Origin of the sequence: Streptomyces sp. SCSIO ZS0520 (genome assembly GCF_025643355.1) — a bacterium.
Lineage (GTDB): Bacteria > Actinomycetota > Actinomycetes > Streptomycetales > Streptomycetaceae > Streptomyces > Streptomyces physcomitrii.
Map to the genome: position 1 here is coordinate 6,876,761 of NZ_CP092644.1, position 25,119 is coordinate 6,901,879.

Annotated in this window: 24 protein-coding genes and 1 tRNA gene; 17 read left to right on the top strand and 8 right to left on the bottom strand. The window is 72.5% G+C overall.

Features of this window, described 5'->3' with window-relative positions:
• Window positions 1–93 precede the first annotated feature (93 nt).
• Window positions 94–447, top strand: a complete 354-nt coding sequence (locus MID12_RS27920; protein WP_263171596.1) for a hypothetical protein — start codon at window positions 94–96, stop codon at window positions 445–447.
• A 250-nt stretch (window positions 448–697) separates the two neighbouring features.
• On the opposite strand, the gene MID12_RS27925 is transcribed toward MID12_RS27920, so the two are convergent.
• Together MID12_RS27925 and MID12_RS27930 are read right to left on the bottom strand one after the other, a co-directional pair.
• Window positions 698–2,095 carry a GntP family permease gene (locus tag MID12_RS27925; protein ID WP_263171598.1) on the bottom strand — a complete coding sequence of 466 codons (1,398 nt, stop codon included), beginning with the start codon at window positions 2,093–2,095 and terminating at the stop codon, window positions 698–700.
• Window positions 2,096–2,190: 95 nt separating this feature from the next.
• Window positions 2,191–2,721, bottom strand: coding sequence for a gluconokinase (locus MID12_RS27930; RefSeq protein WP_040254909.1), 531 nt, complete (start codon window positions 2,719–2,721; stop codon window positions 2,191–2,193).
• A gap of 129 nt (window positions 2,722–2,850) precedes the next feature.
• Between MID12_RS27930 and MID12_RS27935 the strand changes: the two genes are divergently transcribed.
• Entirely contained in the window at window positions 2,851–3,552 is a 702-nt protein-coding gene (locus tag MID12_RS27935) for a FadR/GntR family transcriptional regulator (RefSeq protein ID WP_040254910.1), read from the top strand.
• Window positions 3,553–3,587: 35 nt separating this feature from the next.
• On the opposite strand, the gene MID12_RS27940 is transcribed toward MID12_RS27935, so the two are convergent.
• A complete protein-coding gene (locus MID12_RS27940) occupies window positions 3,588–3,995 on the bottom strand; it encodes a YchJ family protein (protein WP_040254911.1) in 408 nt (135 codons plus the stop codon).
• A gap of 205 nt (window positions 3,996–4,200) precedes the next feature.
• On the opposite strand from MID12_RS27940, the gene MID12_RS27945 reads away from it, so the two are divergent.
• The 5 genes from MID12_RS27945 to MID12_RS27965 all read left to right on the top strand — a co-directional run bounded on the left by MID12_RS27945 (window position 4,201) and on the right by MID12_RS27965 (window position 10,617).
• Entirely contained in the window at window positions 4,201–5,043 is an 843-nt protein-coding gene (locus tag MID12_RS27945) for a nitrilase-related carbon-nitrogen hydrolase (protein WP_040254912.1), read from the top strand.
• The gene (locus MID12_RS27950) at window positions 5,040–6,347 is read left to right on the top strand and encodes an aspartate aminotransferase family protein (RefSeq protein WP_107071406.1); all 1,308 of its coding nucleotides are present in this window, start codon (window positions 5,040–5,042) and stop codon (window positions 6,345–6,347) included. Before MID12_RS27945 ends, MID12_RS27950 begins: the two co-directional genes overlap by 4 nt.
• Window positions 6,348–6,578: 231 nt before the next feature.
• Entirely contained in the window at window positions 6,579–7,982 is a 1,404-nt protein-coding gene (gene hydA, locus MID12_RS27955) for a dihydropyrimidinase (RefSeq protein WP_040254913.1), read from the top strand.
• A gap of 34 nt (window positions 7,983–8,016) precedes the next feature.
• Complete coding sequence (locus MID12_RS27960; protein WP_040254915.1) at window positions 8,017–9,021, top strand: TIGR03842 family LLM class F420-dependent oxidoreductase; 1,005 nt, start codon at window positions 8,017–8,019, stop codon at window positions 9,019–9,021.
• A 90-nt stretch (window positions 9,022–9,111) separates the two neighbouring features.
• Window positions 9,112–10,617: an NCS1 family nucleobase:cation symporter-1 gene (locus MID12_RS27965; protein WP_263171607.1), complete on the top strand. Its 1,506-nt coding sequence runs from the start codon at window positions 9,112–9,114 to the stop codon at window positions 10,615–10,617.
• Between the two features lie 115 nt (window positions 10,618–10,732).
• Here MID12_RS27965 and MID12_RS27970 read toward each other — a convergent pair.
• Window positions 10,733–10,820: transfer RNA gene (locus tag MID12_RS27970), tRNA-Leu, on the bottom strand.
• Window positions 10,821–11,003: 183 nt separating this feature from the next.
• On the opposite strand from MID12_RS27970, the gene MID12_RS27975 reads away from it, so the two are divergent.
• The 3 genes from MID12_RS27975 (at window position 11,004) to MID12_RS32335 (ending at window position 13,702) form a co-directional block, all read left to right on the top strand.
• Window positions 11,004–12,332: a M20/M25/M40 family metallo-hydrolase gene (locus MID12_RS27975; RefSeq protein ID WP_040254921.1), complete on the top strand. Its 1,329-nt coding sequence runs from the start codon at window positions 11,004–11,006 to the stop codon at window positions 12,330–12,332.
• A 263-nt stretch (window positions 12,333–12,595) separates the two neighbouring features.
• On the top strand, window positions 12,596–12,829 hold the full coding sequence (locus tag MID12_RS27980; RefSeq protein WP_040254923.1) for a chaplin: 234 nt from the start codon (window positions 12,596–12,598) through the stop codon (window positions 12,827–12,829).
• A gap of 132 nt (window positions 12,830–12,961) precedes the next feature.
• Window positions 12,962–13,702, top strand: a complete 741-nt coding sequence (locus MID12_RS32335) for a chaplin (protein ID WP_317633409.1) — start codon at window positions 12,962–12,964, stop codon at window positions 13,700–13,702.
• A 112-nt stretch (window positions 13,703–13,814) separates the two neighbouring features.
• Here the strand turns inward: MID12_RS32335 and MID12_RS27995 are convergent, their stop codons facing one another.
• Window positions 13,815–14,003 (bottom strand): DUF5703 family protein, encoded by a 189-nt coding sequence (locus tag MID12_RS27995; protein ID WP_040258433.1) that lies wholly within the window; start codon window positions 14,001–14,003, stop codon window positions 13,815–13,817.
• Window positions 14,004–14,051: 48 nt separating this feature from the next.
• Here MID12_RS27995 and MID12_RS28000 point away from each other — a divergent pair, with 48 nt between their 5' ends.
• On the top strand, window positions 14,052–14,720 hold the full coding sequence (locus MID12_RS28000; protein WP_263171645.1) for a hypothetical protein: 669 nt from the start codon (window positions 14,052–14,054) through the stop codon (window positions 14,718–14,720).
• Here MID12_RS28000 and MID12_RS28005 read toward each other — a convergent pair.
• Both MID12_RS28005 and MID12_RS28010 read right to left on the bottom strand, forming a co-directional pair.
• Window positions 14,717–17,245: a helix-hairpin-helix domain-containing protein gene (locus tag MID12_RS28005; protein WP_263171647.1), complete on the bottom strand. Its 2,529-nt coding sequence runs from the start codon at window positions 17,243–17,245 to the stop codon at window positions 14,717–14,719. The genes MID12_RS28000 and MID12_RS28005 overlap by 4 nt on opposite strands.
• A complete protein-coding gene (locus MID12_RS28010) occupies window positions 17,242–18,225 on the bottom strand; it encodes an aldo/keto reductase (RefSeq protein WP_040254928.1) in 984 nt (327 codons plus the stop codon). The genes MID12_RS28005 and MID12_RS28010 overlap by 4 nt, the downstream gene beginning before the upstream one ends.
• 145 nt (window positions 18,226–18,370) lie before the next feature.
• Between MID12_RS28010 and MID12_RS28015 the strand changes: the two genes are divergently transcribed.
• Both MID12_RS28015 and MID12_RS28020 read left to right on the top strand, forming a co-directional pair.
• The gene (locus tag MID12_RS28015) at window positions 18,371–19,426 is read left to right on the top strand and encodes an LLM class F420-dependent oxidoreductase (RefSeq protein ID WP_040254929.1); all 1,056 of its coding nucleotides are present in this window, start codon (window positions 18,371–18,373) and stop codon (window positions 19,424–19,426) included.
• Window positions 19,427–19,635: 209 nt separating this feature from the next.
• Window positions 19,636–20,424 (top strand): hypothetical protein, encoded by a 789-nt coding sequence (locus MID12_RS28020; RefSeq protein ID WP_040254930.1) that lies wholly within the window; start codon window positions 19,636–19,638, stop codon window positions 20,422–20,424.
• Between the two features lie 47 nt (window positions 20,425–20,471).
• On the opposite strand, the gene corA is transcribed toward MID12_RS28020, so the two are convergent.
• Complete coding sequence (gene corA / locus MID12_RS28025; RefSeq protein WP_040258434.1) at window positions 20,472–21,467, bottom strand: magnesium/cobalt transporter CorA; 996 nt, start codon at window positions 21,465–21,467, stop codon at window positions 20,472–20,474.
• Between the two features lie 72 nt (window positions 21,468–21,539).
• On the opposite strand from corA, the gene MID12_RS28030 reads away from it, so the two are divergent.
• From MID12_RS28030 to mshC, 4 genes are all read left to right on the top strand, one after another.
• Window positions 21,540–22,238 (top strand): histidine phosphatase family protein, encoded by a 699-nt coding sequence (locus MID12_RS28030; protein ID WP_040254931.1) that lies wholly within the window; start codon window positions 21,540–21,542, stop codon window positions 22,236–22,238.
• A 66-nt stretch (window positions 22,239–22,304) separates the two neighbouring features.
• Window positions 22,305–22,895: a DUF3090 domain-containing protein gene (locus MID12_RS28035; RefSeq protein WP_040254932.1), complete on the top strand. Its 591-nt coding sequence runs from the start codon at window positions 22,305–22,307 to the stop codon at window positions 22,893–22,895.
• Entirely contained in the window at window positions 22,859–23,677 is an 819-nt protein-coding gene (locus MID12_RS28040; RefSeq protein WP_052482664.1) for an SCO1664 family protein, read from the top strand. Before MID12_RS28035 ends, MID12_RS28040 begins: the two co-directional genes overlap by 37 nt.
• A gap of 199 nt (window positions 23,678–23,876) precedes the next feature.
• Complete coding sequence (gene mshC / locus MID12_RS28045; protein WP_263171662.1) at window positions 23,877–25,106, top strand: cysteine--1-D-myo-inosityl 2-amino-2-deoxy-alpha-D-glucopyranoside ligase; 1,230 nt, start codon at window positions 23,877–23,879, stop codon at window positions 25,104–25,106.
• Window positions 25,107–25,119: the final 13 nt, after the last annotated feature.

Sequence of the window (25,119 nt, forward strand, 5' to 3'; positions counted from 1 at the left end):
CAGGTCAACCTCCTACCGGACGCTTGACGGGGTACGGAGCCCGGGCGCTACTTATCGGTGTCCACTGCATAAGTGCGGATCAAAGGGGGCGCCATGGGAAAGATCATGCGATCGAGGCTGACCGTCACGCTGGCGGTCGCCGCCGTCATCGGCCTTGCCCTGCCGGGAGTCGCCGGTGCGGCGGACGGCCCGCCCCAGCTCAGGTCCAACACCGCCTGTGACGACGGCAAGGCGACGGCATCGGAGAACGTGGCCATCCGCACCAGTACCAGCACCGGTGCCGCCCTGGTGACCACTGCCCTGAAGGGGCAGACATGGGCCTGCGGTGTGAACAGCGTCATCCTGGGCGGCCGGTACACCGCTTGCGGGACATCGAACGGCAACGGTTGGTTCTACGTCTACAACGACAACTACGCGGGCTATACCGCGTCAGCTTGTTGGGGGTGACGCCCACCCGCGTGGCACCTCGCACCGCCGAGAGGCGCACTCCGGCGGTCGTCGCGGCACGGTGACCGACCGCTGTCTCCAGGAGCCCGGCGAGGCGCCCGGCTGGGATGTCCCGGCCGGGCGCCTCGCGTGGTCGGCCGCTGAGTCCGGCGGCCACGGCGTCCACGGGCGCACGGGTGTGGACGACCAGAGCGGTGCCCTCGGGGCGCTCCGCGGCGCGGCGCCGGTGCGCCGGAGGAGCGGCGAGGCGCTACAGGATCAGCGAGAGCAGCAGCACCAGGCCTCCGGCGACCACCGAGATGATGGTCTCCATCACCGACCAGGTCTTGATCGTCTGCCCGACACTGAGCCCGAAGTACTCCTTCACCAGCCAGAATCCCGCGTCGTTCACATGCGAGAAGAACAGGGATCCGGCGCCGATCGCCAGCACGAGCAGCGCGGTGTGCGCGGTCGACATGTCGGCCGCGAGCGGGGCGACGAGACCGGCGGCCGAGATGGTCGCCACCGTCGCCGAACCGGTCGCGAGCCTGATCGCCACGGCGATCAGCCAGGCGAGCAGCAGCGCCGGGATCGACCAGTCCTTCGAGATCTCCAGGATCATCTCGCCGACGCCCGAGTCGATCAGCGTCTGCTTGAAGCCGCCGCCCGCGCCCACGATCAGCAGGATCCCGGCGATCGGTACGAGCGACTTCTCCACCGTCGTGGAGAGCCGGTCCCGGGTGAACCCGGCCGCCCGCCCCAGCGTGAACATGCCCACCAGCACCGCGGCGAGCAGCGCGATCAGCGGCGAGCCGACCACGTCGAAGACCCGCTGCACGGTGGCCTCGGGGTCGTCGACCACGATGTCCACCACGGCCTTGGAGAGCATCAGGACCACGGGCAGCAGCACGGTGGCCAGCGTGGCGCCGAAGCCGGGGCGCCGCTCCAGGTCGTCCGAGGCGCGCTGCGGGATCATCTTCTCCGGCGGCGGCACGTCCACCCAGCGCGCGGCGAAGCGGGAGAAGACCGGCCCCGCGATGATCACCGTCGGGATCGCGACGAGGACGCCGAGGGCCAGGGTCACCCCGAGGTTGGCGTGCACCGCGTCGATGGCGACCAGCGGCCCGGGGTGCGGGGGCACCAGGCCGTGCATCACGGAGAGCCCGGCGAGCGCGGGGATGCCGATCCGCATCAGGGAGTAGTTGCCGCGCCGGGCCACCATGAGCACGACCGGGATCAGCAGCACGATGCCGACCTCGAAGAAGAGCGGCAGCCCGATCACCGAGGCGATGAGCACCATCGCCCAGGGCATGGCGCGCCCGCTCGCCTTGGCGAGGATGGTGTCCACGATCTGGTCGGCGCCCCCGGAGTCGGCGAGCAGCTTGCCGAGGATCGCGCCGAGGGCGATGAGCACCCCGACACCCGCCACGGTCGAGCCGAGGCCGTTGGTGAAGCTGGTGATCGCCTTGTCGAGCGGGGCCCCGGCGAAGGCCCCGAGGGCCAGCGAGCCGATGGTCAGCGCCAGGAAGGCGTGCAGCTTGAACTTGGTGATGAGCAGGACGATGACGGCGATGCCGGCGAGCACGGCTATCCCCAGCTGGGCATGGCCCGCCGAAGTGATGGGCTCGGGGGCGTCCGCTGCCAGCATCTCGACGCTGAGACGGGTCACGGCGATCTTCCTTGGAGGATGGGGGACGGGGGGAGAGGGGGCCGGCCGGAACACCGGTCCGGCCGTTCGGGGAGCGGGAGTTGAGGGATACGGGCCTAGGCCGAGGGGGCCGGGCGGCTGCCCGCGTAACCGTGCAGCGCGGTCACGGCCCGCTCGGTGATCTGGGCGGGGCTGCCGGAGACCTCCACGGCCACGCCCGGCTCGTCCGGCTGGAGCGGCTGGAGCGTGGCGAACTGGGAGTCGAGCAGCGCGGTGGGCATGAAGTGCCCGGTACGGTGCGACATCCGGGACTCGATGAGTTCCCGGGCGCCGGTGAGGTGGACGAAGACGACGCCGGGGGCGGCGGCGCGCAGGCGGTCGCGGTAGCTGCGCTTGAGCGCCGAACTGCTGACCACCCCGCCGAGTCCGGCCCGCCGGTGCGCCCAGGCGCCGATGGCGTCGAGCCAGGGCCAGCGGTCCTCGTCGGTGAGCGGGGTGCCCGCGGACATCTTGGCGATGTTGGCGGGCGGATGGAAGTCGTCGCCCTCGGCGTAGGGGACACCGAGCCGGGCGGCGAGCAGCGGGCCGATGGTGGTCTTGCCGGTACCTGACACGCCCATCACGACGACTACCTGGGGGGTGCTCATCGGGCCTCGCCGTCCTCTTCGACATCCATGTGACACGACACTGAAACCCATTAGGTATGACGAATTCAAGAGTCTGTGACACAAACATCTGACTTTTTATTCCGGGTGGGCGCCTCGTAGGCTGACGCCATGACAACACCGGCCAGAGGGCTGCACGCGCGGGTACTCCAGGCGCTCGGGCCCGCCATCACGGCCGGCGACTACCCACCCGGAAGTGTGCTGCGCACCGACGAGCTGGCCCAGTCCTTCGAGGTCTCCCGCTCGGTCATGCGCGAGGCCGTCCGCGTCCTGGAGTCCATGCACCTGGTGGAGTCCCGGCGCCGGGTCGGCGTGACCGTACGGCCCACCGCCGAGTGGAACGTCTACGACCCCCAGGTCATCCGCTGGCGGCTGGCCGGCCGGGACCGCGCGCGGCAGCTGCGCTCGCTGACCGTGCTGCGCTCGGCGGTCGAGCCGGTGGCCGCCGGGCTCGCCGCGCGCAACGCCAGCCCCGAGCAGTGCGCCGAGCTGACCGAGTGCGCGCTCGGCATGGTCGCCACCTCCCGCGGCCACCAGCTGGAGGGGTACCTCGTCCACGACGTCGCCTTCCACCGGGTGATCCTCACCGCCTCCGGCAACGAGATGTTCGCCCGCCTCGGGGATGTGGTGGCGGAGGTGCTCACCGGCCGTACCCAGCACCAGGTCATGTTCGAGGATCCCGATCCGGAGGCCGTCACCCTGCATGTGCGGGTCGCCGAGGCGGTGCGCGAGGGCGACGCCCGCCGCGCCGAGGAGCTGACCCGGGAGATCACCGTCGGCGCCCTGCACGAACTGGACGTCCTGGCCCCCTGAGCCTTTCCGTCAACTCCCTTGCGTATGCGGGGAGTTCAGTCGTGGTCCCCGTCCACGTACACCCAGGCGCCCTCGTACCGCTCGAAGCGGCTGTGCTCGGTGAGCGACTGCCTGCCCGCCGCGTCCTCATAGGCGGCGCGGAAGGCGACGGTGCCGGTGCGGTGGAAGGCGGAGCCGCCCTCGGTCGCCAGGATCTCCAGGCCCAGCCAGCGGGTGCGGGCATCGAGCCCGAGCTGCCCGGGGCGGGTGCGCGGATGCCAGGTGCGCAGCAGATAGGCCTCCTCGCGGCGCGCGAAGGCGGCGTAGCGCGAGCGCATCAGGGCCTCGGCGGTGGGCGCGGACTCCTTCCCCGCGTGGTAGCGGCCGCAGCAGGCGGCGTACGCGGCGCCGGTGCCGCAGGGGCAGACGGGGGCGGACTGCGGGCGTGCGGAACGGCGGGGCATGGGGCCATTCTGCCCGGTCGGGAGGGGTGCCGGGAGTGTGCACCCCGGCGTGCGCGCCTCCTGCCGGGCGCCCCGGAAATGTGATCGTCTTCGTCGGGTAACGGTGGCGGTATTGCCTAAGTGGTGCGAGGGCTTCTACGTTCTTTCCCCACGGCCCGGATCTACGTGCGTAGACAGCAGCAGCGGACTCCTGAAGGAGCTGTTCATGGGAAAGGTCGTCAGGGCGGCGCTCGTCCAGTCCACTTGGACCGGCGACACCGAATCGATGATCGCGAAGCACGAGGCGTACGCGAGGCAGGCGGCGGAGCAGGGCGCGCAAGTGCTCGGCTTCCAGGAGGTGTTCAACGCCCCCTACTTCTGCCAGGTGCAGGAGGCCGAGCACTACCGGTGGGCCGAGGCCGTACCGGACGGTCCGACGGTGACCCGGATGCAGGAGCTGGCCCGGGAGACCGGCATGGTCCTGGTGGTCCCGGTCTACGAGGTCGAGCAGTCCGGCTTCTACTACAACACCGCCGCGGTGATCGACGCCGACGGCAGCTACCTCGGCAAGTACCGCAAGCACCACATCCCCCAGGTCAAGGGCTTCTGGGAGAAGTACTACTTCAAGCCGGGCAACCTCGGCTGGCCGGTGTTCGACACCGCCGTCGGCAGGATCGGCGTCTACATCTGCTACGACCGCCACTTCCCCGAGGGCTGGCGCGAACTCGGCCTCGCCGGGGCCCAGTTGGTCTACAACCCCTCGGCCACCTCGCGCGGCCTCTCCGCCTACCTGTGGCAGCTGGAGCAGCCCGCCGCCGCCGTCGCCAACGAGTACTTCGTCGCCGCCATCAACCGGGTCGGCGTCGAGGAGTACGGCGACAACGACTTCTACGGCACCAGCTACTTCGTCGACCCCCGGGGCCAGTTCGTCGGCGAGGTCGCCGACGACAAGCAGGAGGAACTCCTCGTACGCGACCTGGACTTCGGCCTGATCGACGAGGTCCGCCAGCAGTGGGCCTTCTACCGGGACCGACGGCCCGACGCCTACCAGGGGCTGGTCAAGCCGTGAGCGGGCGCCCGGAGGAGCTGCACGCGCGCCACCGCGCGGTCCTGCCCGACTGGCTGGCGCTCTACTACGACCGGCCGATCGAGATCACCCACGGCGAGGGCCGCCACGTCTGGGACGCCGAGGGCAACCGCTACCTCGACTTCTTCGGCGGCATCCTCACCACCATGACCGCGCACGCGCTGCCCGAGGTCACCAAGGCGGTGAGCGAGCAGGCCGGCCGGATCCTGCACAGCTCCACCCTCTACCTCAACCGGCCGATGATCGAACTCGCCGAGCGCGTCGCCCGGTTGTCCGGCATCCCGGACGCGCGGGTCTTCTTCACCGCCTCCGGCACCGAGGCCAACGACACCGCGCTGATGCTCGCCACCACCCACCGGCGCTCCAACCAGATCCTGGCGATGCGCAACAGCTACCACGGCCGGTCCTTCTCCGCCGTCGGCATCACCGGCAACACCGCCTGGTCGCCGACGAGCCTGTCCCCGCTGCAGACCCTCTGGGTGCACGGCGGGGTCCGCTCCACCGGGCCGTTCGCCGAGCTGAGCGACGCGGAGTTCACCGCCGCCTGCGTCGCCGACCTGGAGGACCTGCTCGGCCAGGCGCAGAGCGGGGTCGCCGCCCTCATCGCGGAGCCGGTGCAGGGCGTCGGCGGCTTCACCTCCGGCCCCGACGGGCTCTTCGCCGCCTTCCGCGAGGTCCTCGACCGGCACGGCATCCTGTGGATCAGCGACGAGGTGCAGACCGGCTGGGGCCGTACCGGCGAGCACTTCTGGGGCTGGCAGGCGCACCAGGAGAACGGCCCGCCGGACATCCTCACCTTCGCCAAGGGCATCGGCAACGGCATGTCCATCGGCGGCGTGGTCGCCCGCGCCGAGGTGATGAACAGCCTCGGCGCCAACTCCCTCTCCACCTTCGGCGGCAGCCCGGTCACCATGGCCGCGGGCCTCGCCAACCTCTCCTACCTCCTGGAACACGACCTCCAGGGCAACGCCCGCCGCGTCGGCGGACTGCTCATCGAGCGGCTGCGGGCGGCGGCGGCCGGGATCGCCGAGGTACGGGAGGTACGCGGCCGGGGCCTGATGATCGGCATCGAGCTGACCGACCCGGCGACCGGCGGGCCCGCGCCCGCGCTCGCCGCCGCGGTGCTCGAAGCGGCCCGCGAGGGCGGACTGCTCGTCGGCAAGGGCGGCGGCCACCACAGCAGCGTGCTGCGGGTCGCACCCCCGCTCAGCCTCACCGTCGCCGAGGCCGAGGAGGGCGGCCGGATCCTCGGCGAGGCCCTGCGCACCGCCACCGGGGGCGGCTGACCCCGGCCCCTCCAGCGGCGGATCCACCGGTGGACCAGCGCGCGGCGGCCTCGGCCTCCCGCGCGCCGGTCCGCCGTTCCCGCCCCCGGCCGCCGGTCCGCCGGCCCACCGGAACTTCCACCCTGTAGTCGCGTCACCCGTCACCCGTCCACCGGTACGTCCGCCGCCCCGCGGCCCGCACCGCACCCGCAGGCCAACGGCCCGGGTAAGCCCAGGTAAGGAGTGGGGAGCATGACCCGCACCGCGATCCGCGGCGGTCTCGTCGTCACCGCAGCCGAGGAGACCTACGCCGACGTCCTGATCGAGGACGGCCGTATCGTCGCCCTCGCCGCCTCCGACGCGCCCTCGGCGTCCGGGAGTTGGGCGGTCGAGCGGACGATCGACGCGCGCGGGAAGTACGTCCTGCCGGGCGGGGTCGACGCGCACACCCATATGGAGATGCCCTTCGGCGGCACCTACGCCGCCGACACCTTCGAGACCGGCACCCGGGCCGCCGCCTGGGGCGGCACCACCACCATCGTCGACTTCGCCATCCAGTCGCGCGGCAAGGCCCTGCGCGAGGGACTCGACGCCTGGCACGCCAAGGCCGAGGGCAACTGCGCGATCGACTACGCCTTCCACATGATCCTCTCCGACGTCAACGAGTCCTCGCTCAAGGAGATGGACCTGCTCGTCGACGAGGGCGTCACCTCCTTCAAGCAGTTCATGGCCTACCCGGGCGTCTTCTACAGCGACGACGGGCAGATCCTGCGGGCCATGCAGCGTGCCGCGGCCAACGGCGGGCTGATCATGATGCACGCGGAGAACGGCATCGCCATCGACGTCCTCGTCGAGCAGGCACTCGCCGAGGGCCGCACCGACCCCCGCGTCCACGGCGAGGTCCGCAAGACCCTCCTCGAAGCCGAGGCCACCCACCGCGCCATCCAGCTGGCCCGGGTCGCCGGGGCCCCGCTGTACGTGGTGCACGTCTCCGCCGAGGAGGCGGTCGCGGAGCTGGCCGCCGCCCGGCACAAGGGCCTGCCCGTCTTCGGCGAGACCTGTCCGCAGTACCTCTTCCTGTCCACCGACGACCTCGACCGGCCCGACTTCGAGGGCGCCAAGTACGTCTGCTCCACCCCGCTGCGCCCCCGCGAGCACCAGGCCGCGCTCTGGAAGGGCCTGCGCACCGACGAGCTCCAGGTCGTCTCCACCGACCACTGCCCCTTCTGCTTCACCGGCCAGAAGGAGCTGGGCCGCGGCGACTTCTCCAAGATCCCCAACGGCATGCCCGGGGTGGAGAACCGCATGGACCTCCTCCACCAGGCCGTGGTGGACGGGCACATCTCCCGCCGCCGCTGGATCGACATCGCCTGCGCCGCCCCGGCCCGGATGTTCGGCCTCTACCCGAAGAAGGGCACCATCGCCCCGGGCGCCGACGCCGACGTGGTCGTCTACGACCCGGCCGCCGAGCAGACCCTCTCCGCCGAGACCCACCACATGGACGTCGACTACTCGGCCTACGAGGGCCGCCGCATCCGGGGGCGGGTGGAGACCGTCCTGTCCCGCGGCGAAGTCGTCCTGGACCAGCGGGAGTTCACCGGCCGCGCCGGTCACGGCACCTACGTACCCCGGGCCACCTGCCAGTACCTGGGCTGACCCCGCCCCCGACCGTCAGCAAGGAGCAGTGCCCATGGACTTCGGACTCGTCCTGCAGACCGACCCGCCCGCCTCCGCGGTCGTGGAGCTGATGCGCCGCGCGGAGGACGCCGGTTTCCGCTACGGCTGGACCTTCGACTCGGCGGTGCTCTGGCAGGAGCCCTTCGTCATCTACAGCCGCATCCTCGCCGAGACCGAGCACCTGACCGTCGGCCCGATGGTCACCAACCCCGGGACCCGCACCTGGGAGGTGACCGCCTCCACCTTCGCCACCCTCAACGACATGTACGGCAACCGCACCGTCTGCGGAATCGGCCGCGGCGACTCCGCGATGCGGGTCGCCGGACGCCGCCCGAACACCCTGGCCCGCCTCGGCGAGTCCATCGACGCCATCCGCGACCTCGCCGAGGGCCGCGAGGCGGTCGTCGACGGCAACCCGGTCCGGATCCCCTGGGTGGACGGCGGCCGACTCCCGGTCTGGATGGCCGCGTACGGTCCGAAGGCGCTCGCGCTCGCCGGGCAGCGGGCCGACGGCTTCATCCTCCAGCTCGCGGACCCCTTCCTCACCGAGTGGATGGTCAAGGCGGTCCGCCAGGCCGCCGCGGACGCGGGCCGCGACCCCGACGCCCTGACCATCTGCGTCGCCGCCCCCGCCTACGTGGGCGAGGACCTCGACCACGCCCGCGAGCAGTGCCGCTGGTTCGGCGGCATGGTCGGCAACCACGTGGCCGACCTGGTCAGCCGCTACGGGGAGCACTCCGGACTGGTGCCCGAGGCCCTGACCGCGTACATCAAGGAGCGCCAGGGCTACGACTACAGCCACCACGGCCGCAGCGGGAACCCGGACACCGCCTTCGTCCCCGACGAGATCGTCGACCGGTTCTGCCTGCTCGGCCCGGTCGAGGCCCATATCGAGAAGCTGCGGACACTGCGGTCCGCGGGCGTCGACCAGTTCGCCGTCTACGCGATGCACGACGCCAAGGAGAGCACCGTCGACGCCTACGGGAAGTCCGTCATCCCCGCCCTCTCCGGGCTCTGACCCCCGGCCCCGGGGCAGCGCGGCCCCGGGACCCGGTCCGGAGGTGCGGGGAGCAGAGGCCTCCCCCGCAGTCCCCAGCGAAAGGCCGCCATGACCTCCACCGTCCCGCCCCGCTCCACCGGTCCCGCCCCGGCCGGGGACTCCCGCTTCAGCAACGAGGACCTGCTGCCGGTCCCGCAGGCGGACCGGCACTGGACCACGTACAACTTCGCCGCCCTGTGGATCGGGATGGCGCACAACATCCCCTCCTGGACGCTCGCCTCCGGACTCGTCGCCCTCGGCATGGACTGGAAGCAGGCCGTCTTCACCATCGCCCTCGCCAATGTCATCGTGCTGCTGCCGATGCTGCTCACCGGCCACGCCGGGCCGAAGCACGGCATCCCCTTCCCCGTACTGGCCCGCGCCAGCTTCGGCATGCGCGGCGCCAACCTGCCCGCCCTGGTACGGGCCGCGGTGGCCTGCTGCTGGTTCGGCATCCAGACCTGGATCGGCGGGCAGGGCATCTTCATCCTGGTCGGCAACATCTTCGGCGGCTGGACCGGCGCCGCGCAGATCGGCGGCTACCCCTGGACGCTGTGGGTCTGCTTCCTGGTCTTCTGGGTGCTCGAAATGGCCATCATCTACCGGGGGATGGAGACCCTGCGCCGCTTCGAGAACTGGGCCGCGCCCTTCGTCCTGGTCGGCGCGGTGGTCCTGCTGGTCTGGATCGCGAACAAGGCGGGCGGCTTCGGACCGCTGCTGCACGAGCCCTCCGAGCTCGGCTGGGGAGCGGACTTCTGGCCGGTCTTCTTCCCGGGCCTGATGGGCATGATCGGCTTCTGGTCGACGCTCTCGCTGAACATCCCCGACTTCACCCGCTTCGGCAAGGGCCAGCGCGCCCAGGTCTGGGGCCAGACCCTCGGCCTGCCCACCACGATGACCGCCTTCGCGCTGATGTCGGTCCTGGTGACGGCCGGTTCCCAGCAGGTCTACGGGGCCGCCGTCTGGGACCCGGTGGAACTGGCCGGCAAGACCGACAACGTCTTCGGCCTGCTCTTCGCGGTGGTCACCGTCTTCATCGCGACGATCTCGGTCAACATCGCCGCCAACGTGGTCTCCCCGGCGTACGACCTGGCCAACCTCGCACCCCGGCGCATCTCCTTCCGCACCGGCGCCCTGCTCACCGGCCTGGTCGGCGTCCTGATCATGCCCTGGAAGCTGACCTCCACCCCCGAGCTGTACATCTTCACCTGGCTCGGCGTCGTCGGCGGCCTGCTCGGCACGGTCGCCGGAATCCTCATCGCCGACTACTGGATCATCCGCCGCACCCGCCTGGACGTCGCCGACCTCTACCGCGCCGAGGGCCGCTACTGGTACCGCTCCGGCTGGAACTGGCGCGCGGTCGCCGCCTTCCTCACCGGCAGCCTCCTCGCCGTCGGCGGCTCCCACTCCGCCCCCGGCAAGGGCCCCTTCCCCGAAGACGGCCTGATCCCCTTCCTGCGCCCCCTCGCCGACTACGGCTGGGCGATCGGCCTGGGATCGGCACTGCTCCTGTACACGGCCCTGATGCTGGGACGCAGGGAGGCGGACCCGGATCGGGTGGGGGCGGGGCGGTGAGCAAGGGGCGCGGGGTGGGGTGAAGGGGGCGGGGGACGGGGGGAGTCGGGGCGCGTCGCCCCGTCGGGGCGTGCCCCGGAAATGAAGAAAGCCCCATTTCAGGGGCTGTTCTTGCTGGTGTCCGAGGGGGGACTTGAACCCCCACGCCCGATAAAGGGCACTAGCACCTCAAGCTAGCGCGTCTGCCATTCCGCCACCCGGACTCGGTGGCCTCCGCGGTCTCCCGCGGCGACGTGGAAAACCATAGCAAACATCGAGGGGTGCCTGATCACCCGTGTGCCGGGTGTGAACGCCGGATGACGGGCGGTGCCCCGTCTTGGGTGCGGGGCGGCGACGGGGGAGGATGAGGGGAGACCACCAGTGACGCCACATCGGGAGGAAGCAGCGTGAGCGAGTCAAGGACGGCAGGAGCCGGCGTGACCGCACAGGACGAGGTCGTCGACCTCTGTCGCGACCTCATCCGGATCGACACCAGCAACTACGGCGACCACTCGGGCCCGGGGGAGCGCAAGGCCGCCGAGTACGTGGCGGAGAAGCTCGCCGAAGTGGGCGTCGAGCCGCAGATCTTCGAGTCGCATCCGGGCCGCACCTCCGTTGTCGCGCGTATCGAGGGCGAGGACCGCTCGCGGCCGGGTCTGCTGATCCACGGGCACACCGACGTCGTACCGGCGAACGCCGCGGACTGGACGCACGACCCCTTCGCGGGCGAGATCGCGGACGGCTGCGTCTGGGGCCGGGGTGCCGTGGACATGAAGGACATGGACGCGATGACCCTCGCGGTGGTCCGCGAGCGGCTGCGCACCGGCCGCAAGCCCCCGCGCGACGTGGTGCTCGCCTTCCTCGCCGATGAGGAGGCGGGCGGTACGTACGGCGCGCGCTTCCTGGTCGACAACCACCCGCATCTCTTCGAGGGCGTCACCGAGGCCATCAGCGAGGTCGGCGGCTTCTCCTTCACCGTGAACGAGCAGCTGCGGCTCTACCTGGTCGAGACGGCGCAGAAGGGCATGCACTGGATGAAGCTGACCGTGGACGGCACCGCCGGTCACGGTTCGATGATCCACAAGGACAACGCGATCACCGAGCTGTCCGAGGCCGTGGGCCGACTGGGGCGGCACAAGTTCCCGGTACGGGTCACCAAGACGCTGCGGCACTTCCTGGACGAACTCTCCGACGCGCTCGGCACCGAGCTCGACCCGGAGGACATGGACGACACGCTCGCGAAGCTCGGCGGCATCGCCAAGCTGATCGGCGCCTCCCTGCAGAACACCGCCAACCCGACGCAGCTGGGCGCCGGTTACAAGGTGAACGTCATCCCCGGCCAGGCGACCGCCCACGTCGACGGGCGCTTCCTGCCGGGGTACGAGGAGGAGTTCCTGGCCGACCTGGACCGGATCCTCGGCCCGCGGGTCAAGCGCGAGGACGTGCACGCCGACAAGGCCCTGGAGACCACCTTCGACGGCGCCCTGGTCGACGCCATGCAGACCGCGCTGGTGGCCGAGGACCCGATCGCCCGGGCGGTGCCGTACATGCTCTCCGCCGGTACGGACGCCAAGTCCTTCGACGACCTCGGCATCCGCGGCTTCGGCTTCGCGCCGCTGAAGCTGCCGCCGGAGCTGGACTTCGCGGGCATGTTCCACGGCGTGGACGAGCGGGTGCCCACCGAGTCCCTGAAGTTCGGCGTACGGGTCCTCGACCGTTTTCTCGACGCCAGCTGACTATCTCCGCGGCCCCCGACGGGACGGCGGCGTCAACGCGCCGCCGTCGACGCGGAGTTGTCCTCTCACTCCGCCACGGCCGATCCGCCGCGGGAAAAGGCAGTTGAAACGACACTCCGACTGGCGTATTCCGGCGGCCAGTTGACCGGTCCCGTTTACCGGAAAGAGTGAATGGGGGTGTCGGCTCGTACCCGCGTTACTCCGTTCTCGTTACTGGTGGTGTGATCCGCGGTCTGGGATCGCATTGCCAACGAGGAGGAATAATGATCAAGAAGGTCGTCGCTGTCGCGGCTGCCACCGGTGGACTCGCGCTTGCCGGTGCGGGTGTCGCCTCTGCCAGTTCCGGCGCTCAGGGCGCTGCCGTGCACTCGCCGGGCGTCATCTCGGGCAACGTCGTACAGGTGCCCGTCCACATCCCGGTGAACCTCTGCGGCAACACGATCGACGTGATCGGTCTGCTGAACCCCGCGGTCGGCAACGTCTGCGTCAACAAGTGACGTTGTGCCTCACCCCTTGAGGGTCTGACCCGCGGTCCCGGAGTGCGTGCCATGCGCTCCGGGACCGCCGGGAATTCCACGCCACGCAATCGGTGCGTGTGCGTCTGCCGGAAAGTACAAGAGGGAAAACCTATGCGACAGGTCACGCGCAAAGGCCTGCTCACCGTGGCCGCGGCAACCGGCGTCATCGCCGTGGCCGGCGGCTACGCACACGCCGACTCCCACGCGAGCGGCGGTGCTTCGGACTCGCCCGGAGTGGCGTCCGGGAACACCGTCCAGGTGCCGGTGAACGTACCCGTGAACGTCTGCGGCAACACCATCGACGTCGTCGGTCTGCTCAACCCGGCCGCGGGCAACACCTGCGTCAACGGGGGCGGCGACCACGGGAAGTCCTCGGCGCGGGACGCCGGGTCGGCGAAGACCTCGGGGACCTCCGGGAAGGGCGCCTCGCACGGCGAGGAGAGCACCTCCGGGAGCCACAGCGGCGGTGCGCATGCGGACGGCGAGGCCACCGGCTCGCCGGGCGTCCTCTCGGGCAACCAGATCCAGGCCCCGATCGACATCCCGGTCAACGCCTGCGGCAACAGCATCAATGTCGCCGGCCTGCTGAACCCGGCCGTGGGCAACGACTGCGCCAACAACACCGAGCCGGTCAAGCCCCCGGTCAAGCCGGAGAAGCCGCCGGTCAAGCACGAGCAGCCGCCCGCCGAGCAGCCGGACGAGCCGAACGCGCCCGCCCCGCAGGCGGAGCCCCAGCAGCCGCAGCTGGCCCACACCGGCAGCTCGGTGCCGGTGGGTGCGGCCGCCGCGCTGGCCGCCGGTGCCGTCCTCGGCGGTGCCGTGCTCTACCGCCGCTCGCGCGTGGCCGCCTGAACCCCGCGAGGGTGAGGCATCTCACCTGACGGCAGGGCGGAACCGGAACGGGCCCCGTGTGCTCACGGGGCCCGTTCCGGCGTCACTGTGCGGTTGTGGGGCCCGCGGAGTGTCACCAGGTGGCGCGCACCTGACGGATGATCCGTCGCTTCAGGCGCACCCGGCGGCTGCCGTCGGTGCGCAGACTCAGACGGTCCAACTCCCAGTGCCCGTACTCGGCGTGGTCGGTGAGCAGACGTGTCGCCTCTTTGCGGGAGACCCCGCGCGGCACGTACACATCGACAAATTCGTATTCCGGCATCGCCATCTATTGTGCGGGCAAGCCCCCGGTACGGATAGCGTCTGCCCTATGTCTGATGCTGCGCAGCCCACCGCTGCCGAGGTACGCGCCGCCGCCGAGGCGGTCAAGGCCGCGCTCGACCGCCACCTGGCGGCCGTCGAGCGCCGGTCGGGTGAGGACGACCCGGCCGTCTACGAAGCGTTCAACGAGCTGGCCGCGGCGGCGGAGGAGTACGACGAACTCCTCTACGACCGCTACGACGAGGTCACCCCCTTCGAGATCCCCGGCGGCCCGGACGGACTGCCGCCCTATGCCGGGCCCGAGGCGCCGAACGCGCTCAGCGTGCTGATCCGACGCGACTACACCGTGACGGAACCCCAGCGGCTGAAGGCACAGGCACAGCGGATCGAGGCCGTCGAGCGCGGCCGGGGCGAGCCCTCGGACGCCGGTGCCGAGACGCTGCAGGGCTCGCTCGGCATCGTGTTCGGGGAGTTCGACCCGGACGAAATCGCCTCCCGCCACAAGGAGTTCGGCCTGGAGGAGGGCGACTCCACCCTCTGGGTCACGACCTCCGCCCGGCCCGCCGACCCGGGGGAGTGGCTCGCGGCCCCCTTCGACGAGGTCGACCCCGCGGATGTGGCCTTCCGCTTCGACGTCAGCGCCGTCTTCGACGAGGACGAGGAGGACGACGGAGAGGACGAGGATGACGGGGAGGACGAAGGGGGCGTGCGCGGCTAGGAGGCCGGTTCGCCCGGGGAGCTTGGCGGGGCCGGTGCCTCCTGGGGGGCGCGCAGCAGGGTCTCCAGGCGGCTGGTCCGCGGTTTCACGGGGCGTTCCGCCACCGCGCGGGGCAGCGCCGCCTCCACTCCGTGCACCACGGAGAGGTGGCGTTCCCCGCGCCCGAAGGCGGTGTAGACCCAGGAGCGGGTGAGGGCGCCCCCCGCGTCGCCCGGCAGCACCACGACCACCGTCGGCCAGCGCCTGCCGACCGCCTGGTGCGCGGTGATCGCCCAGCCGTGGCGCACCACTTCGGGACCCACCCGGTCCTTCGGCACCACGACCGTGCCGCCCTCGCAGTCCAGGCGCAGCCCCTCGGCCTCGGCCCCGGCGACGACTCCCGGTACGGCGAGGCCCGGCGCGGGGGTGTGCACCACGCGGTCGCCCGGGTCGAAGCCGCCGAACCGGCCAGGACCCGGGTTGAGGCGTTCCTTGAGCGCCGCGTTGAGGGCCTGGGTGCCCGCGGGGCCGCCGTGTCCCACGGTGATCACCTGGGTCTCCCCGGCCGGGACCGCGAAGGCGCGCGGTACCGAGTCGGCGACCAGCTGCACGGTGCGGTGCACGGCCTCGGCCGGTTCGCGCACCGGCACGATCACGACCTCCTTGTCCGGCGCCTCGACCTGGAGCAGCTCCCCGGCACCGATGCCCGAGGTCAGCTCGCCCAGCGGCCCGGGGTCGGGGGTGCGGGACGCGATGTGCGGGCAGCGGCGCGCCGCGAGCAGATCCGCGAAGACCCGCCCCGGGCCCGCGGACCAGAGCACGGCCGGGTCGCCCGAGAGCACCAGCCGGGCACCGTCGGGCAGCGCCTCGACCAGCGAGGCGGCGGTCTCCACGTCGAGTTGGGGAGCGTCCAGGACCACCAGGAGGTCCACGGCGAGCGCGCCCTCGGCGTCCCGTGCGGGGCCCGCGGCGCCCCGCAGCAGCGCGGAGACGGTGGTGACCACCTCGGCGGAGTCGGCGGAACCGCTCCCCGTACCGCTCTCCGCCGCCGCGCCGCCTGACTCGGCCCGGTCCAGCAGGGCGGCGAACTGGCGTGCCCCGTACGGGGTGTGGGCCGCCGCGCAGACGCGCAGGCCGCTCGCGCGGGCCAGGGCGAGGAGGGCCGCGGGCTCCCGGCGGGCCGTCTCGCCGCCGGTGTGCAGGACCAGGCAGTGACCGGCCACCGCCCGCACCAGCTCGGCGGCCGAACCGCCCAGCCGGGCGGCGGCGTCCTCCCAGGACCCGGCCGCGGGCCCTTCGGCGGGGGAGGCGGCGAGCCGTGCCACCCCGTCGGCGAGGCTCTCCTCCGCGAGGGCGTGGCGTTCCAGGCCCAGCAACACCCGTACGGGAGGCCCCTGTTCGCCTTCGGGCGCCTCGGCGGGCGAGGCGGCACCCCCGGCGGTCGAAGCGGAACCCCCGGCGGGCCCGGGGGAGCCGGACGGCCCCTCGTCGAGGGCGTCCTGGAAGACCAGGATGTCGCCCTCGGCGATCGCGCTCTGCACCGCCGCCTCCGGGTCGGGGACGGACTGCCGGGCCAGCGCCTCGGTCAGCTGGGGCGCCTCCAGGGCCGTATGCCCCGCCGCGGCGGCCTGGGCGAGCAGCCAGGTGGTGAGCGCCCGGCCGCGGCGCTCGTCGGCGGGCGACGCATCCCCGCCGAGCAGGGCGCGGGCGAATCCGTCGGCGTGGTCCGGGCGGACACCCGGTACTTGCAGCAGCTGCCAGGGGTCGGCGCGCAGCAGCTCCGGGGCCTCGGGGCCGAGGGTCACCGCGGTGGGCGCGGCCAGTGTGGCGGGGGCGCCGCCCTCGCCCAGTACGGCGGCCACGGCCTCGACGGCCTCCGGCGCGGGGCCCTCGGGGGTCCGGGGCGCCGGGCGGGTGCGGGGGCCGGGGGACGGCGGGGCGGCCGCGCGCCGGGGCGCCGCGGGCTCGGCGAAGACCGATTCCGCGGGCCGCTCCCCGCTCTCCACCGCCCGCACCGCGGCCAGCAGGTCCGCCGCCTTGCCGCTGAGCTTGGTGCCCGCCTCCGGGGCGCTCTGCTTCTCCGCCTTGCGCCGTTCGATCCTCGCCCGCAGCTCCCGCTGTGCCTGCAACTCGGCCTCGGCTTCGGACAGTTCGGCACCGGGGGTGGATGCCTCCGTGCCGGAGGCGGATTCCTCCGTGCCCGAGGCCGGTTCCTCCGTGCCTGAGGCCGGTTCCTCCGTGCCTGAGGCCGGTTCCTCCGGGGCGGGGGTGGATCCCTCGGTCCGGGCGGCCGGTTCCTCGGCCTCGGTCGCCCCGTCCTCGGCGGCTCCTGCGCCCGTTCCTGCCGTCTCGTCCGCGGCGGTCTCTCCGTCCCCCGCCGCTTCGGAATCCCGGCCAGCCGCCGAGTCACCCGAGCCGCCCGAGTCCGCCGGGTCCTCTGAGCCCCCCGCGTCCGCCGCCACCGCCTCCGTATCCGCCGCGTCGGTCGCGGGATCCTCCGGCGGTCCCGGCTCGGTGTCCCGGGCGAGTGCGGGTTCGGCGTTCACAGCGTGCTCCAGTCCTGGTCGGGATAGCGGTGCACGGGCGCGGAGACGTCGTCCAGCGCCTGGCAGATCTCTCCGGGAAGACTAAGCGCCTCCACTGACAGCGCGGCGCTGAGCTGCTGCGCGTTGCGTGCCCCGACGATCGGCGCGCTGACGCCGGGGCGGTCGCGCACCCAGGCGAGGGCGACCTGCAGCGGGGTGGCGGCGAGGCCGTCGGCGGCGGTCGCGACCGCTTCCACGATCCGGTTCGCGGTCTCGTCCAGGTACGGCGCGACGAAGGGCGCCAGGTGCTCCGAACCGCCGCGCGAGTCGGCCGGGGTGGAGTGCCGGTACTTGCCCGTGAGCACCCCGCGGCCCAGGGGCGAGGAGGGCAGCAGGCCCACGCCGAGGTCCAGGGCGGCGGGCAGCACCTCGCGTTCGACGCCGCGCTGGAGCAGGGAGTACTCCATCTGCGTACTGGCGAGCCGGGTGCGGGTCCCGGGGGCGGCGAGCTGCCAGGTGGCGGCCTTGGCGAGCTGCCAGCCGCAGAAGTTGGACACCCCCGCGTACCGGGCGCGGCCGCTGCTCACCGCCAGGTCGAGCGCCCCGAGGGTCTCCTCCAGCGGGGTCCAGGGGTCGAAGGCGTGGATCTGCCAGAGGTCCACGTAGTCCGTGCCGAGGCGGGTGAGGGAGGCGTCGAGGGCGTCGAGCAGATGGCCGCGGGAGCCGTCGAAGCGGCGCTCCGGGTCGGGCACGCTGCCCGCCTTGGTGGCGAGGACGAGGTCGCGTCTGGGGACGAGGCTGTCCACCAGTCTGCCGAGCAGGTACTCCGACTCGCCGTCGCCGTACACATCGGCGGTGTCGACGAGGGTGCCGCCCGCCTCCCAGAAGACCTTGAGCAGGTCCGCCGCGTCGTTCTCGTCGGTGTCCCGGCCCCAGGTCAGGGTGCCGAGTCCGATGCGCGAGACGCGCAGGCCTGTGCGGCCGAGATGCCTCTGTTCCATGGGCGCTGAGATTACTGGCCGCGCGCGGGCTCGTGGGGCGCCTGTGGACAACGCGCGCCCGGCGGGGCCTGACGCAAGCGCGCGCCGGGCGCTAGGGTCGGCGGCACAGGGACATTACTGATCAGTAAGGGGACGGCGGATGGCTATGAAGCTCGGCATCAACCTCGGCTACTGGGGCGCCGGAATGGACGCGGACAACCTCGCCGTCGCCAAGGAGGCCGACCGGCTCGGCTACGACGTCTGCTGGGCCGCCGAGGCCTACGGCTCGGACGGCGCGACCGTGCTGTCCTGGGTGGCGGCGCAGACCGAGCGGATCGACGTCGGCTCCGCGATCTTCCAGATCCCCGCCCGGCAGCCCGCCATGACGGCGATGACCGCCGCCACCCTCGACTCCCTCTCCGGCGGCCGCTTCCGCCTCGGCCTCGGCGTCTCCGGGCCGCAGGTCTCGGAGGGCTGGTACGGCGTGAAGTTCGACCGGCCGCTGGCCCGGACCCGGGAGTACGTGGAGATCGTCCGCAAGGCGATGAGCCGCGAGCGGCTGTCCTACGAGGGCGAGCACTGGACCCTGCCGCTGCCCGGCGGCCCCGGCAAGCCGCTCAAGCTCACCGTCCACCCCGAGCGCGAGCGCATCCCGCTCTACATCGCCGCGATCGGCCCGAAGAACCTGGAGCAGACCGGCGAGATCGCGGACGGCGCGCTGCTCATCTTCCCGGCGGCCGCGCACCTGGAGGAGACCGCGCTGCGGCATCTGCGGGCCGGCCGCGAGAAGGCGGGCAAGACCCTGGAGGGCTTCGACGTGGTGCCGACCGTGCCGCTCTCGCTCGGCGAGGACAAGGACGTGCCCACCCTCGCCGACGCCTTCCGGCCCTACACCGCGCTGTACGTCGGCGGGATGGGCAGCCGCAAGCAGAACTTCTACAACCAGCTCGCCCAGCGCATGGGATACGAGCAGGCCGCGGCGGAGATCCAGGACAAGTACCTCGCCGGGGACAAGGAGGGCGCCGCCGCCGCGATCCCGCACGAGCTGATCGACTCGACCACGCTGCTCGGCTCCGTGCCGCGGATCGCGGAGGGGATGGCGGCCTACGCCGAGGCCGGGGTCACCACGCTGACGCTCGCCCCCGCGGGCTTCTCGCGCGAGGAGCGGCTCGCCTCGCTGCGGGCCGGTGTCGAGGCGCTCGAACTCGCCGGTCTCGCCTGAGAGTCGGCCTCGCGGAGGCGCCGCGGCCGTGGTGGGGGCTCGGGGGTCTCCCCGCCACGGCCGTCGCGTTGCTCAACGGCTCGGATCCCACCCGGTTACGCCCTGCTTCTCATCCGTTCGGCCCAGTTGTGCGACTGTCGCGTTGCCGGGCCGTCGGCGCGGCCGTGTACTCGTCTCCTGCGGGACGTCGCACGGAGGTGGCAAGGCAGATGCTTTCGGTCAAGAGCCTGTTCGAGGAGATCTTCGACAACGACGAGTCCTTCCGGCTGTTCTGCTCCGTCGCGGCCAGCGGTGAGGAGCAGGGCGGCTGGGAGAACGGCCGGATCGCCGCACTGGTCCCCGAGGAGCAGCGGGCGCTCGCGCCGAAGATCGCCCGGCACGGGGCCGACGAGGACAAGCACGGCCGTATCTTCCGGGCGTTGATGAAGAAGCGCGGGGTGGCGCCCGTGGAGGTGCCGCCCGAGACCGACTACACGATGCTCCTGGAGAAGCAGGGCATCGGGCTGCCGCACGCGCAGCTGCGGCGCGAGGAGCCGCTGACGGTGGAGGACCTCGTCACCTACCTCGCGCACAGCAGGGTCACCGAGCAGCGGGCCTCGGAGCAGATGCAGCTGCTGCTCACCCACTTCGGCGACCATCCCGAGGTCGGCCGCGCGGTGCGGATGATCTCCGCGGACGAGGACAGCCATCTCGCGTACTGCCACGAGGAGTTGCTGCGGTTCGCGGCGGCCGGGCACGGCCGCGCCATCCAGGCGGCGCTGCGCGAGTGCGCGCTCGCCGAGATCCGCGTCTACCGGGAGGTCGGCCTCGCGGTGATGGCGCACATGGGCCGCGTGCTCGGCTGGTCGCGGCCCAAGGCGGCCCTGCTCGCCGCGGGCGTCCACGCGGTCTACGCCTGGGAGCGCCTCGCGGGCTGGCGGCGGATGGTCTCGCTGGCCATGCCCGAGCGCCGCGACGCCCTCGGCGGACCGCCCGCCCCCGCACCCGAGTTCGCCTGAAGCGGACCGGGCGGCGGATCTGACCGCCTGGACCGCGGCGCCCCGGCTCACATCCAGCCGCGGCGCTTGAACAGGCGGTACAGGCCGACCTCCAGGACCGCCATCACCAGGACGACGGCCGGGTACGACCAGGTCCAGCGCAGTTCGGGCATGTGGTCGAAGTTCATTCCGTAGATCCCGGCGATCATCGTCGGGACGGCCGCCATCGCGGCCCAGGCGGAGATCTTGCGCATGTCGTCGTTCTGCCGGACGCTCATCTGCGCCAGGTGCGCCGACAGGACGTCGGAGACGAGCCGGTCCAGGGTCTCCGTGGAGTCGTTGACGCGGGTCAGGTGGTCGTTGACGTCGCGGAAGAAGGGCTGCGCGGATTCGTCGAGGAAGGGCAGCGCGGAGCCGGCGGGGCCGAGTCCGGCGAGCCGGGTCAGCGGGGGCAGCAGCGGTCCCGTCGCCCGCCGGAACTCCTGGATCTGGCGCTTGAAGAGATAGATCCGCGAGGCCGTCTCGCGCCCGCCGCCGGTGGGCGAGAAGACCTCCGTCTCCAGCTCCTCCAGGTCGTTCTGCAGCTCGGTGGCGACCTCCAGATAGTGGTCGACCACCGCGTCGGAGACCGCGTAGAGCACCGCCGTCGGTCCGTGCCGCAGGGTCTCGCGCTCGGCCTCAAGCCGCTTGCGTACGTCGGCGAGGGTGGTGTCCCTGCCGTGCCGCACCGTGACCACGAAGGAGTCGCCGATGAAGATCATCAGCTCGCCGGAGGAGACGGTGTCGCTGTCCGGCTCGTAGGTCACCGGCTTGAGGACCACGAACAGCGAGTCGTCGTAGACCTCCAGCTTCGGGCGCTGGTGCGCCTTCAGGGAGTCCTCGACGGCCAGTGGATGCAGCCCGAACTCGCGGGTGACCTGCGCGAACTCCTCCTCGGTCGGCTCCAGCAGACCGATCCACACAAAGGCCTGGTCACCGGCGCGTGCGGTACGCAGAGCCCGGGGCAGGTCCGAGGGCTCCTCGGTCCGCCGCCCGTCGCGGTAGATGGCGCAGTCGACAATCATCAGCCGCATTCTCCCCGGGCCGGATGGGGCCCGCACCCCACCCCCCGTACTTCCTCGCCTACCCTGGCCCGCATGCCGACGCTGCTGCTTGTCCGCCATGGACGATCCACCGCCAACACCGCGGGCTTGCTGGCCGGCTGGACCCCGGGTGTGGCCCTCGACGAACGCGGCGCCGCCCAGGCCGCCTCGCTGCCCGCCCGGCTGGCCGGGATCCCGCTCGCCGCCGCCGTGGCGAGCCCGCTCCAGCGCTGCCAGGAGACCCTCGCGCCGCTGCTCGCCGAGCGCCCGGGCCTCGCCCTGCACGAGGAGGAGCGCATCGGCGAGTGCCACTACGGCGACTGGTCCGGACGCAAGCTCTCCGAGCTGGTCGGCGAGCCCCTGATGGAGATCGTCCAGCAGCACCCCTCGGCCGCGGCCTTCCCCGGCGGCGAGTCGATGCGCGCCATGGCGAGCCGCGCGGGCGAGGCGGTACGGGAGTGGAACGCGCGGATCGAGGCGGAGCACGGCGCCGAGGCCACGTATCTGATGTGCTCGCACGGCGACATCATCAAGTCCCTCGTGGCGGACGCGCTCGGGCTGCACCTCGACCTCTTCCAGCGGATCTCCGTCGAGCCCTGCTCGGTGACCGTGATCCGCTACACCCGCACCCGGCCCTTCCTGCTCCGCCTCGGCGACACCGGCGACTTCGCCTCCCTCGTCCCGCGCGAGGAGTCCGCGGACCGGGAAGCGGGCGGTGACGCCACCGTCGGGGGCGGTGCGGGCGCACCGTGATCGTCCGCCGCAGTAGGGTGATCCGGTCGCCGTAAACCTTGCCGCCGATTCGCTGGGAGACAGTTCGTGTCCCGTCAGGTGTTCCTGTACGACCCGCCGGAGCGATTTGTCGCCGGTACGGTCGGGCTGCCCGGGCGCCGCTCCTTCTTCCTGCAAGCCTCGGCCGGGGGCCGGGTGACCAGCGTCGCCCTGGAGAAGACGCAGGTCGCCGCGCTCGCCGAGCGGATGGACGAGCTGCTCGACGAGGTGGTGCGGCGCAGTGGCGGCAGCGCCTCGGTGCCCGCCGTCGCCCCCGCCGAGATCTCCGACACCGCGCCGCTGGACGCCCCGGTCGAGGAGGAGTTCCGGGTCGGCACCATGGCGCTCGCCTGGGACGGCGACGAGCAGCGCATGGTCGTCGAGGCGCAGGCCCTGGTCGAGCTGGAGGCCGAGAGCGAGGACGACCTCGCCGAGGCCGAGGAGGCGCTCCTCCAGGACGACGAGAACGGCCCGCCGATGCTCCGGGTCCGCCTCACCGGCACCCAGGCCCGCGCCTTCGCCAAGCGCGCCCTCGACGTGGTGAACGCCGGACGCCCGCCCTGCCCGCTGTGCAGCCTGCCGCTCGACCCGGAGGGACACGTATGTCCGCGCCAGAACGGATACCGGCGCGGGGAGTGAGCGCCGCCGAGCTGCTCCGCCGGGGCGAGCTGGTGGTGCGCGGCCGGATCCCCGAGGCCTCCAACGCCGTCCTCCGGTGCGAGGTGACGTACGAGGGCGAGAGCCTCGCCTGCGTCTACAAGCCGGTGGCGGGGGAGCGGCCGCTGTGGGACTTCCCCGACGGCACCCTCGCCGAGCGCGAGGTCGCCGCCTACGAGATCTCCGAGGCGCTCGGCTGGGGCCTTGTGCCGCCGACGGTGCTGCGCGAGGGGCCGCACGGGCGGGGGATGTGCCAGCTGTGGGTGGAGGCGGTGCCGGAGGCCGAGCTGCTCGCCCTCGTGGACGCCGAGGAGCCCGCCGAGGGCTGGAAGGCGATCGGCTTCGCCGAGGTCGGCGCGGGGCGCACGGCCCTGCTCGTGCACGCCGACGACGCGCGCCTGCGCCGCCTCGCCGTCTTCGACGCGGTGATCAACAACTCCGACCGCAAGGGCGGCCATCTGCTGCCCGGCGCCGGTGAGCGGCTCTACGGGATCGACCACGGCGTCACCTTCCATGTGGACGACAAGCTGCGCACCCTGCTCTGGGGCTGGGCCGGCGAGCCGCTCACCGAGGAGGCGCGCACCGCCCTCGGCGCCCTGGAGAAGCGGCTCGCCGAGGGGCAGCCGCTGGCCGCGCGGCTCTCCGAGCTGCTGACCGGCGCCGAGGTGGCGGCGCTGCGTGGCCGGATCTCCGTGCTGCTCACCACCGGGCGCCATCCGGAGCCGAGCGGGGAGTGGCCCGCGATCCCCTGGCCGCCGATCTGAGCTGCACGCCGGGCGGCTCCGCGCTGACCGGGGCGGATCGGGGTGGTCCCGGCACCTGGCCGGGCGCGCGCCGGTACCCGCCGCGCGCGGTCCGGTCGAGTGTCCCAGCACATCGGGGCGTTCCGGGCAAGGGTGCCCAACAGGCCATCCGCGGGCGTCCGGTTCGTACCCGGAACATGTGTCCGGTTAGGCTCAAGGCATGTATGCCTGGCCCGCTTCTGAGGTCCCCGCCCTGCCCGGCACGGGCCGCGACCTCCGGATCCACGACACCGCGACCGGCGGCCTCGTCACCCTCGACCCCGGTCCCGTCGCCCGTATCTACGTCTGCGGCATCACCCCGTACGACGCGACCCACCTGGGTCACGCGGCGACCTACAACGCGTTCGACCTCGTGCAGCGCGTGTGGCTCGACACCAAGCGGCAGGTCCACTACGTGCAGAACGTCACGGACATCGACGATCCCCTCCTGGAGCGCGCCGAGCGGGACGGGATCGACTGGGCCGGGCTCGCCGAGAAGGAGACCGCCCTCTTCCGCGAGGACATGACGGCCCTGAGGATGCTGCCCCCGCGGCAGTACATCGGCGCCGTCGAGGCCATCCCGGGCATCGTGCCCCAGGTGGAGCGCCTGCGGGACCTGGGCGCCGCCTACGAGCTGGAGGGCGACGTCTACTTCTCCGTCGAGGCCGACCCGCACTTCGGGCAGGTCTCCGGCCTGGACGCCGCGGCGATGCGGCTGCTCTCCGCGGAGCGCGGCGGGGACCCGGACCGCCCGGGCAAGAAGAACCCGCTCGACCCGATGCTGTGGATGGCGGCCCGGGAGGGCGAGCCCCGCTGGGACGGCGGCTCCCTCGGCGCGGGCAGACCCGGCTGGCACATCGAGTGCGTGGCCATCGCGCTCGACCACCTCGGCATGGGCTTCGACATCCAGGGCGGCGGCAGCGACCTCGCCTTCCCGCACCACGAGATGGGCGCCTCCCACGCCCAGGCGCTGACCGGGGAGTTCCCCTTCGCCAAGGCCTATGTGCACGCGGGCATGGTCGCCCTCGACGGGCAGAAGATGTCCAAGTCGAAGGGCAACCTGGTCTTCGTCTCCGCGCTGCGCCGCGCGGGCGTCGACCCGGCCGCCATCCGGCTCGCGCTCCTCGCCCACCACTACCGCGCCGACTGGGAGTGGACGGACGCCGTGCTCGACGAGGCGGTGGACCGGCTCGCCCGCTGGCGCGCCGCCGTCTCCCGGCCCGACGGACCCGAGGCGGAGCCCTTGGTCGAGGAGGTGCGCGCGGCCCTCGCCGAGGACCTCGACGCCCCGGCCGCGCTCGCCGCGGTGGACCGCTGGGCCGCCCGCCAGGCGGAGAGCGGCGGCACCGACGAAGGGGCGCCCGGAGTGGTCTCCCGCGCCGTGGACGCGCTCCTCGGAGTGGCCCTCTAGGGCACGACGCCTC

Excerpts from the sequence above, each read along its gene's own strand:
- MID12_RS27920 (WP_263171596.1), top strand. The coding sequence starts at position 94 with ATGGGAAAGATCATGCGATCGAGGCTGACCGTCACGCTGGCGGTCGCC.
- MID12_RS27930 (WP_040254909.1), bottom strand. The coding sequence starts at position 2,721 with ATGAGCACCCCCCAGGTAGTCGTCGTGATGGGCGTGTCAGGTACCGGC.
- MID12_RS27935 (WP_040254910.1), top strand. The coding sequence starts at position 2,851 with ATGACAACACCGGCCAGAGGGCTGCACGCGCGGGTACTCCAGGCGCTC.
- MID12_RS27940 (WP_040254911.1), bottom strand. The coding sequence starts at position 3,995 with ATGCCCCGCCGTTCCGCACGCCCGCAGTCCGCCCCCGTCTGCCCCTGC.
- MID12_RS27945 (WP_040254912.1), top strand. The coding sequence starts at position 4,201 with ATGGGAAAGGTCGTCAGGGCGGCGCTCGTCCAGTCCACTTGGACCGGC.
- hydA (WP_040254913.1), top strand. The coding sequence starts at position 6,579 with ATGACCCGCACCGCGATCCGCGGCGGTCTCGTCGTCACCGCAGCCGAG.
- MID12_RS27960 (WP_040254915.1), top strand. The coding sequence starts at position 8,017 with ATGGACTTCGGACTCGTCCTGCAGACCGACCCGCCCGCCTCCGCGGTC.
- MID12_RS27965 (WP_263171607.1), top strand. The coding sequence starts at position 9,112 with ATGACCTCCACCGTCCCGCCCCGCTCCACCGGTCCCGCCCCGGCCGGG.
- MID12_RS27980 (WP_040254923.1), top strand. The coding sequence starts at position 12,596 with ATGATCAAGAAGGTCGTCGCTGTCGCGGCTGCCACCGGTGGACTCGCG.
- MID12_RS32335 (WP_317633409.1), top strand. The coding sequence starts at position 12,962 with ATGCGACAGGTCACGCGCAAAGGCCTGCTCACCGTGGCCGCGGCAACC.
- MID12_RS27995 (WP_040258433.1), bottom strand. The coding sequence starts at position 14,003 with ATGCCGGAATACGAATTTGTCGATGTGTACGTGCCGCGCGGGGTCTCC.
- MID12_RS28000 (WP_263171645.1), top strand. The coding sequence starts at position 14,052 with ATGTCTGATGCTGCGCAGCCCACCGCTGCCGAGGTACGCGCCGCCGCC.
- MID12_RS28010 (WP_040254928.1), bottom strand. The coding sequence starts at position 18,225 with ATGGAACAGAGGCATCTCGGCCGCACAGGCCTGCGCGTCTCGCGCATC.
- MID12_RS28015 (WP_040254929.1), top strand. The coding sequence starts at position 18,371 with ATGAAGCTCGGCATCAACCTCGGCTACTGGGGCGCCGGAATGGACGCG.
- MID12_RS28020 (WP_040254930.1), top strand. The coding sequence starts at position 19,636 with ATGCTTTCGGTCAAGAGCCTGTTCGAGGAGATCTTCGACAACGACGAG.
- corA (WP_040258434.1), bottom strand. The coding sequence starts at position 21,467 with ATGATTGTCGACTGCGCCATCTACCGCGACGGGCGGCGGACCGAGGAG.
- MID12_RS28030 (WP_040254931.1), top strand. The coding sequence starts at position 21,540 with ATGCCGACGCTGCTGCTTGTCCGCCATGGACGATCCACCGCCAACACC.
- MID12_RS28040 (WP_052482664.1), top strand. The coding sequence starts at position 22,859 with ATGTCCGCGCCAGAACGGATACCGGCGCGGGGAGTGAGCGCCGCCGAG.
- mshC (WP_263171662.1), top strand. The coding sequence starts at position 23,877 with ATGTATGCCTGGCCCGCTTCTGAGGTCCCCGCCCTGCCCGGCACGGGC.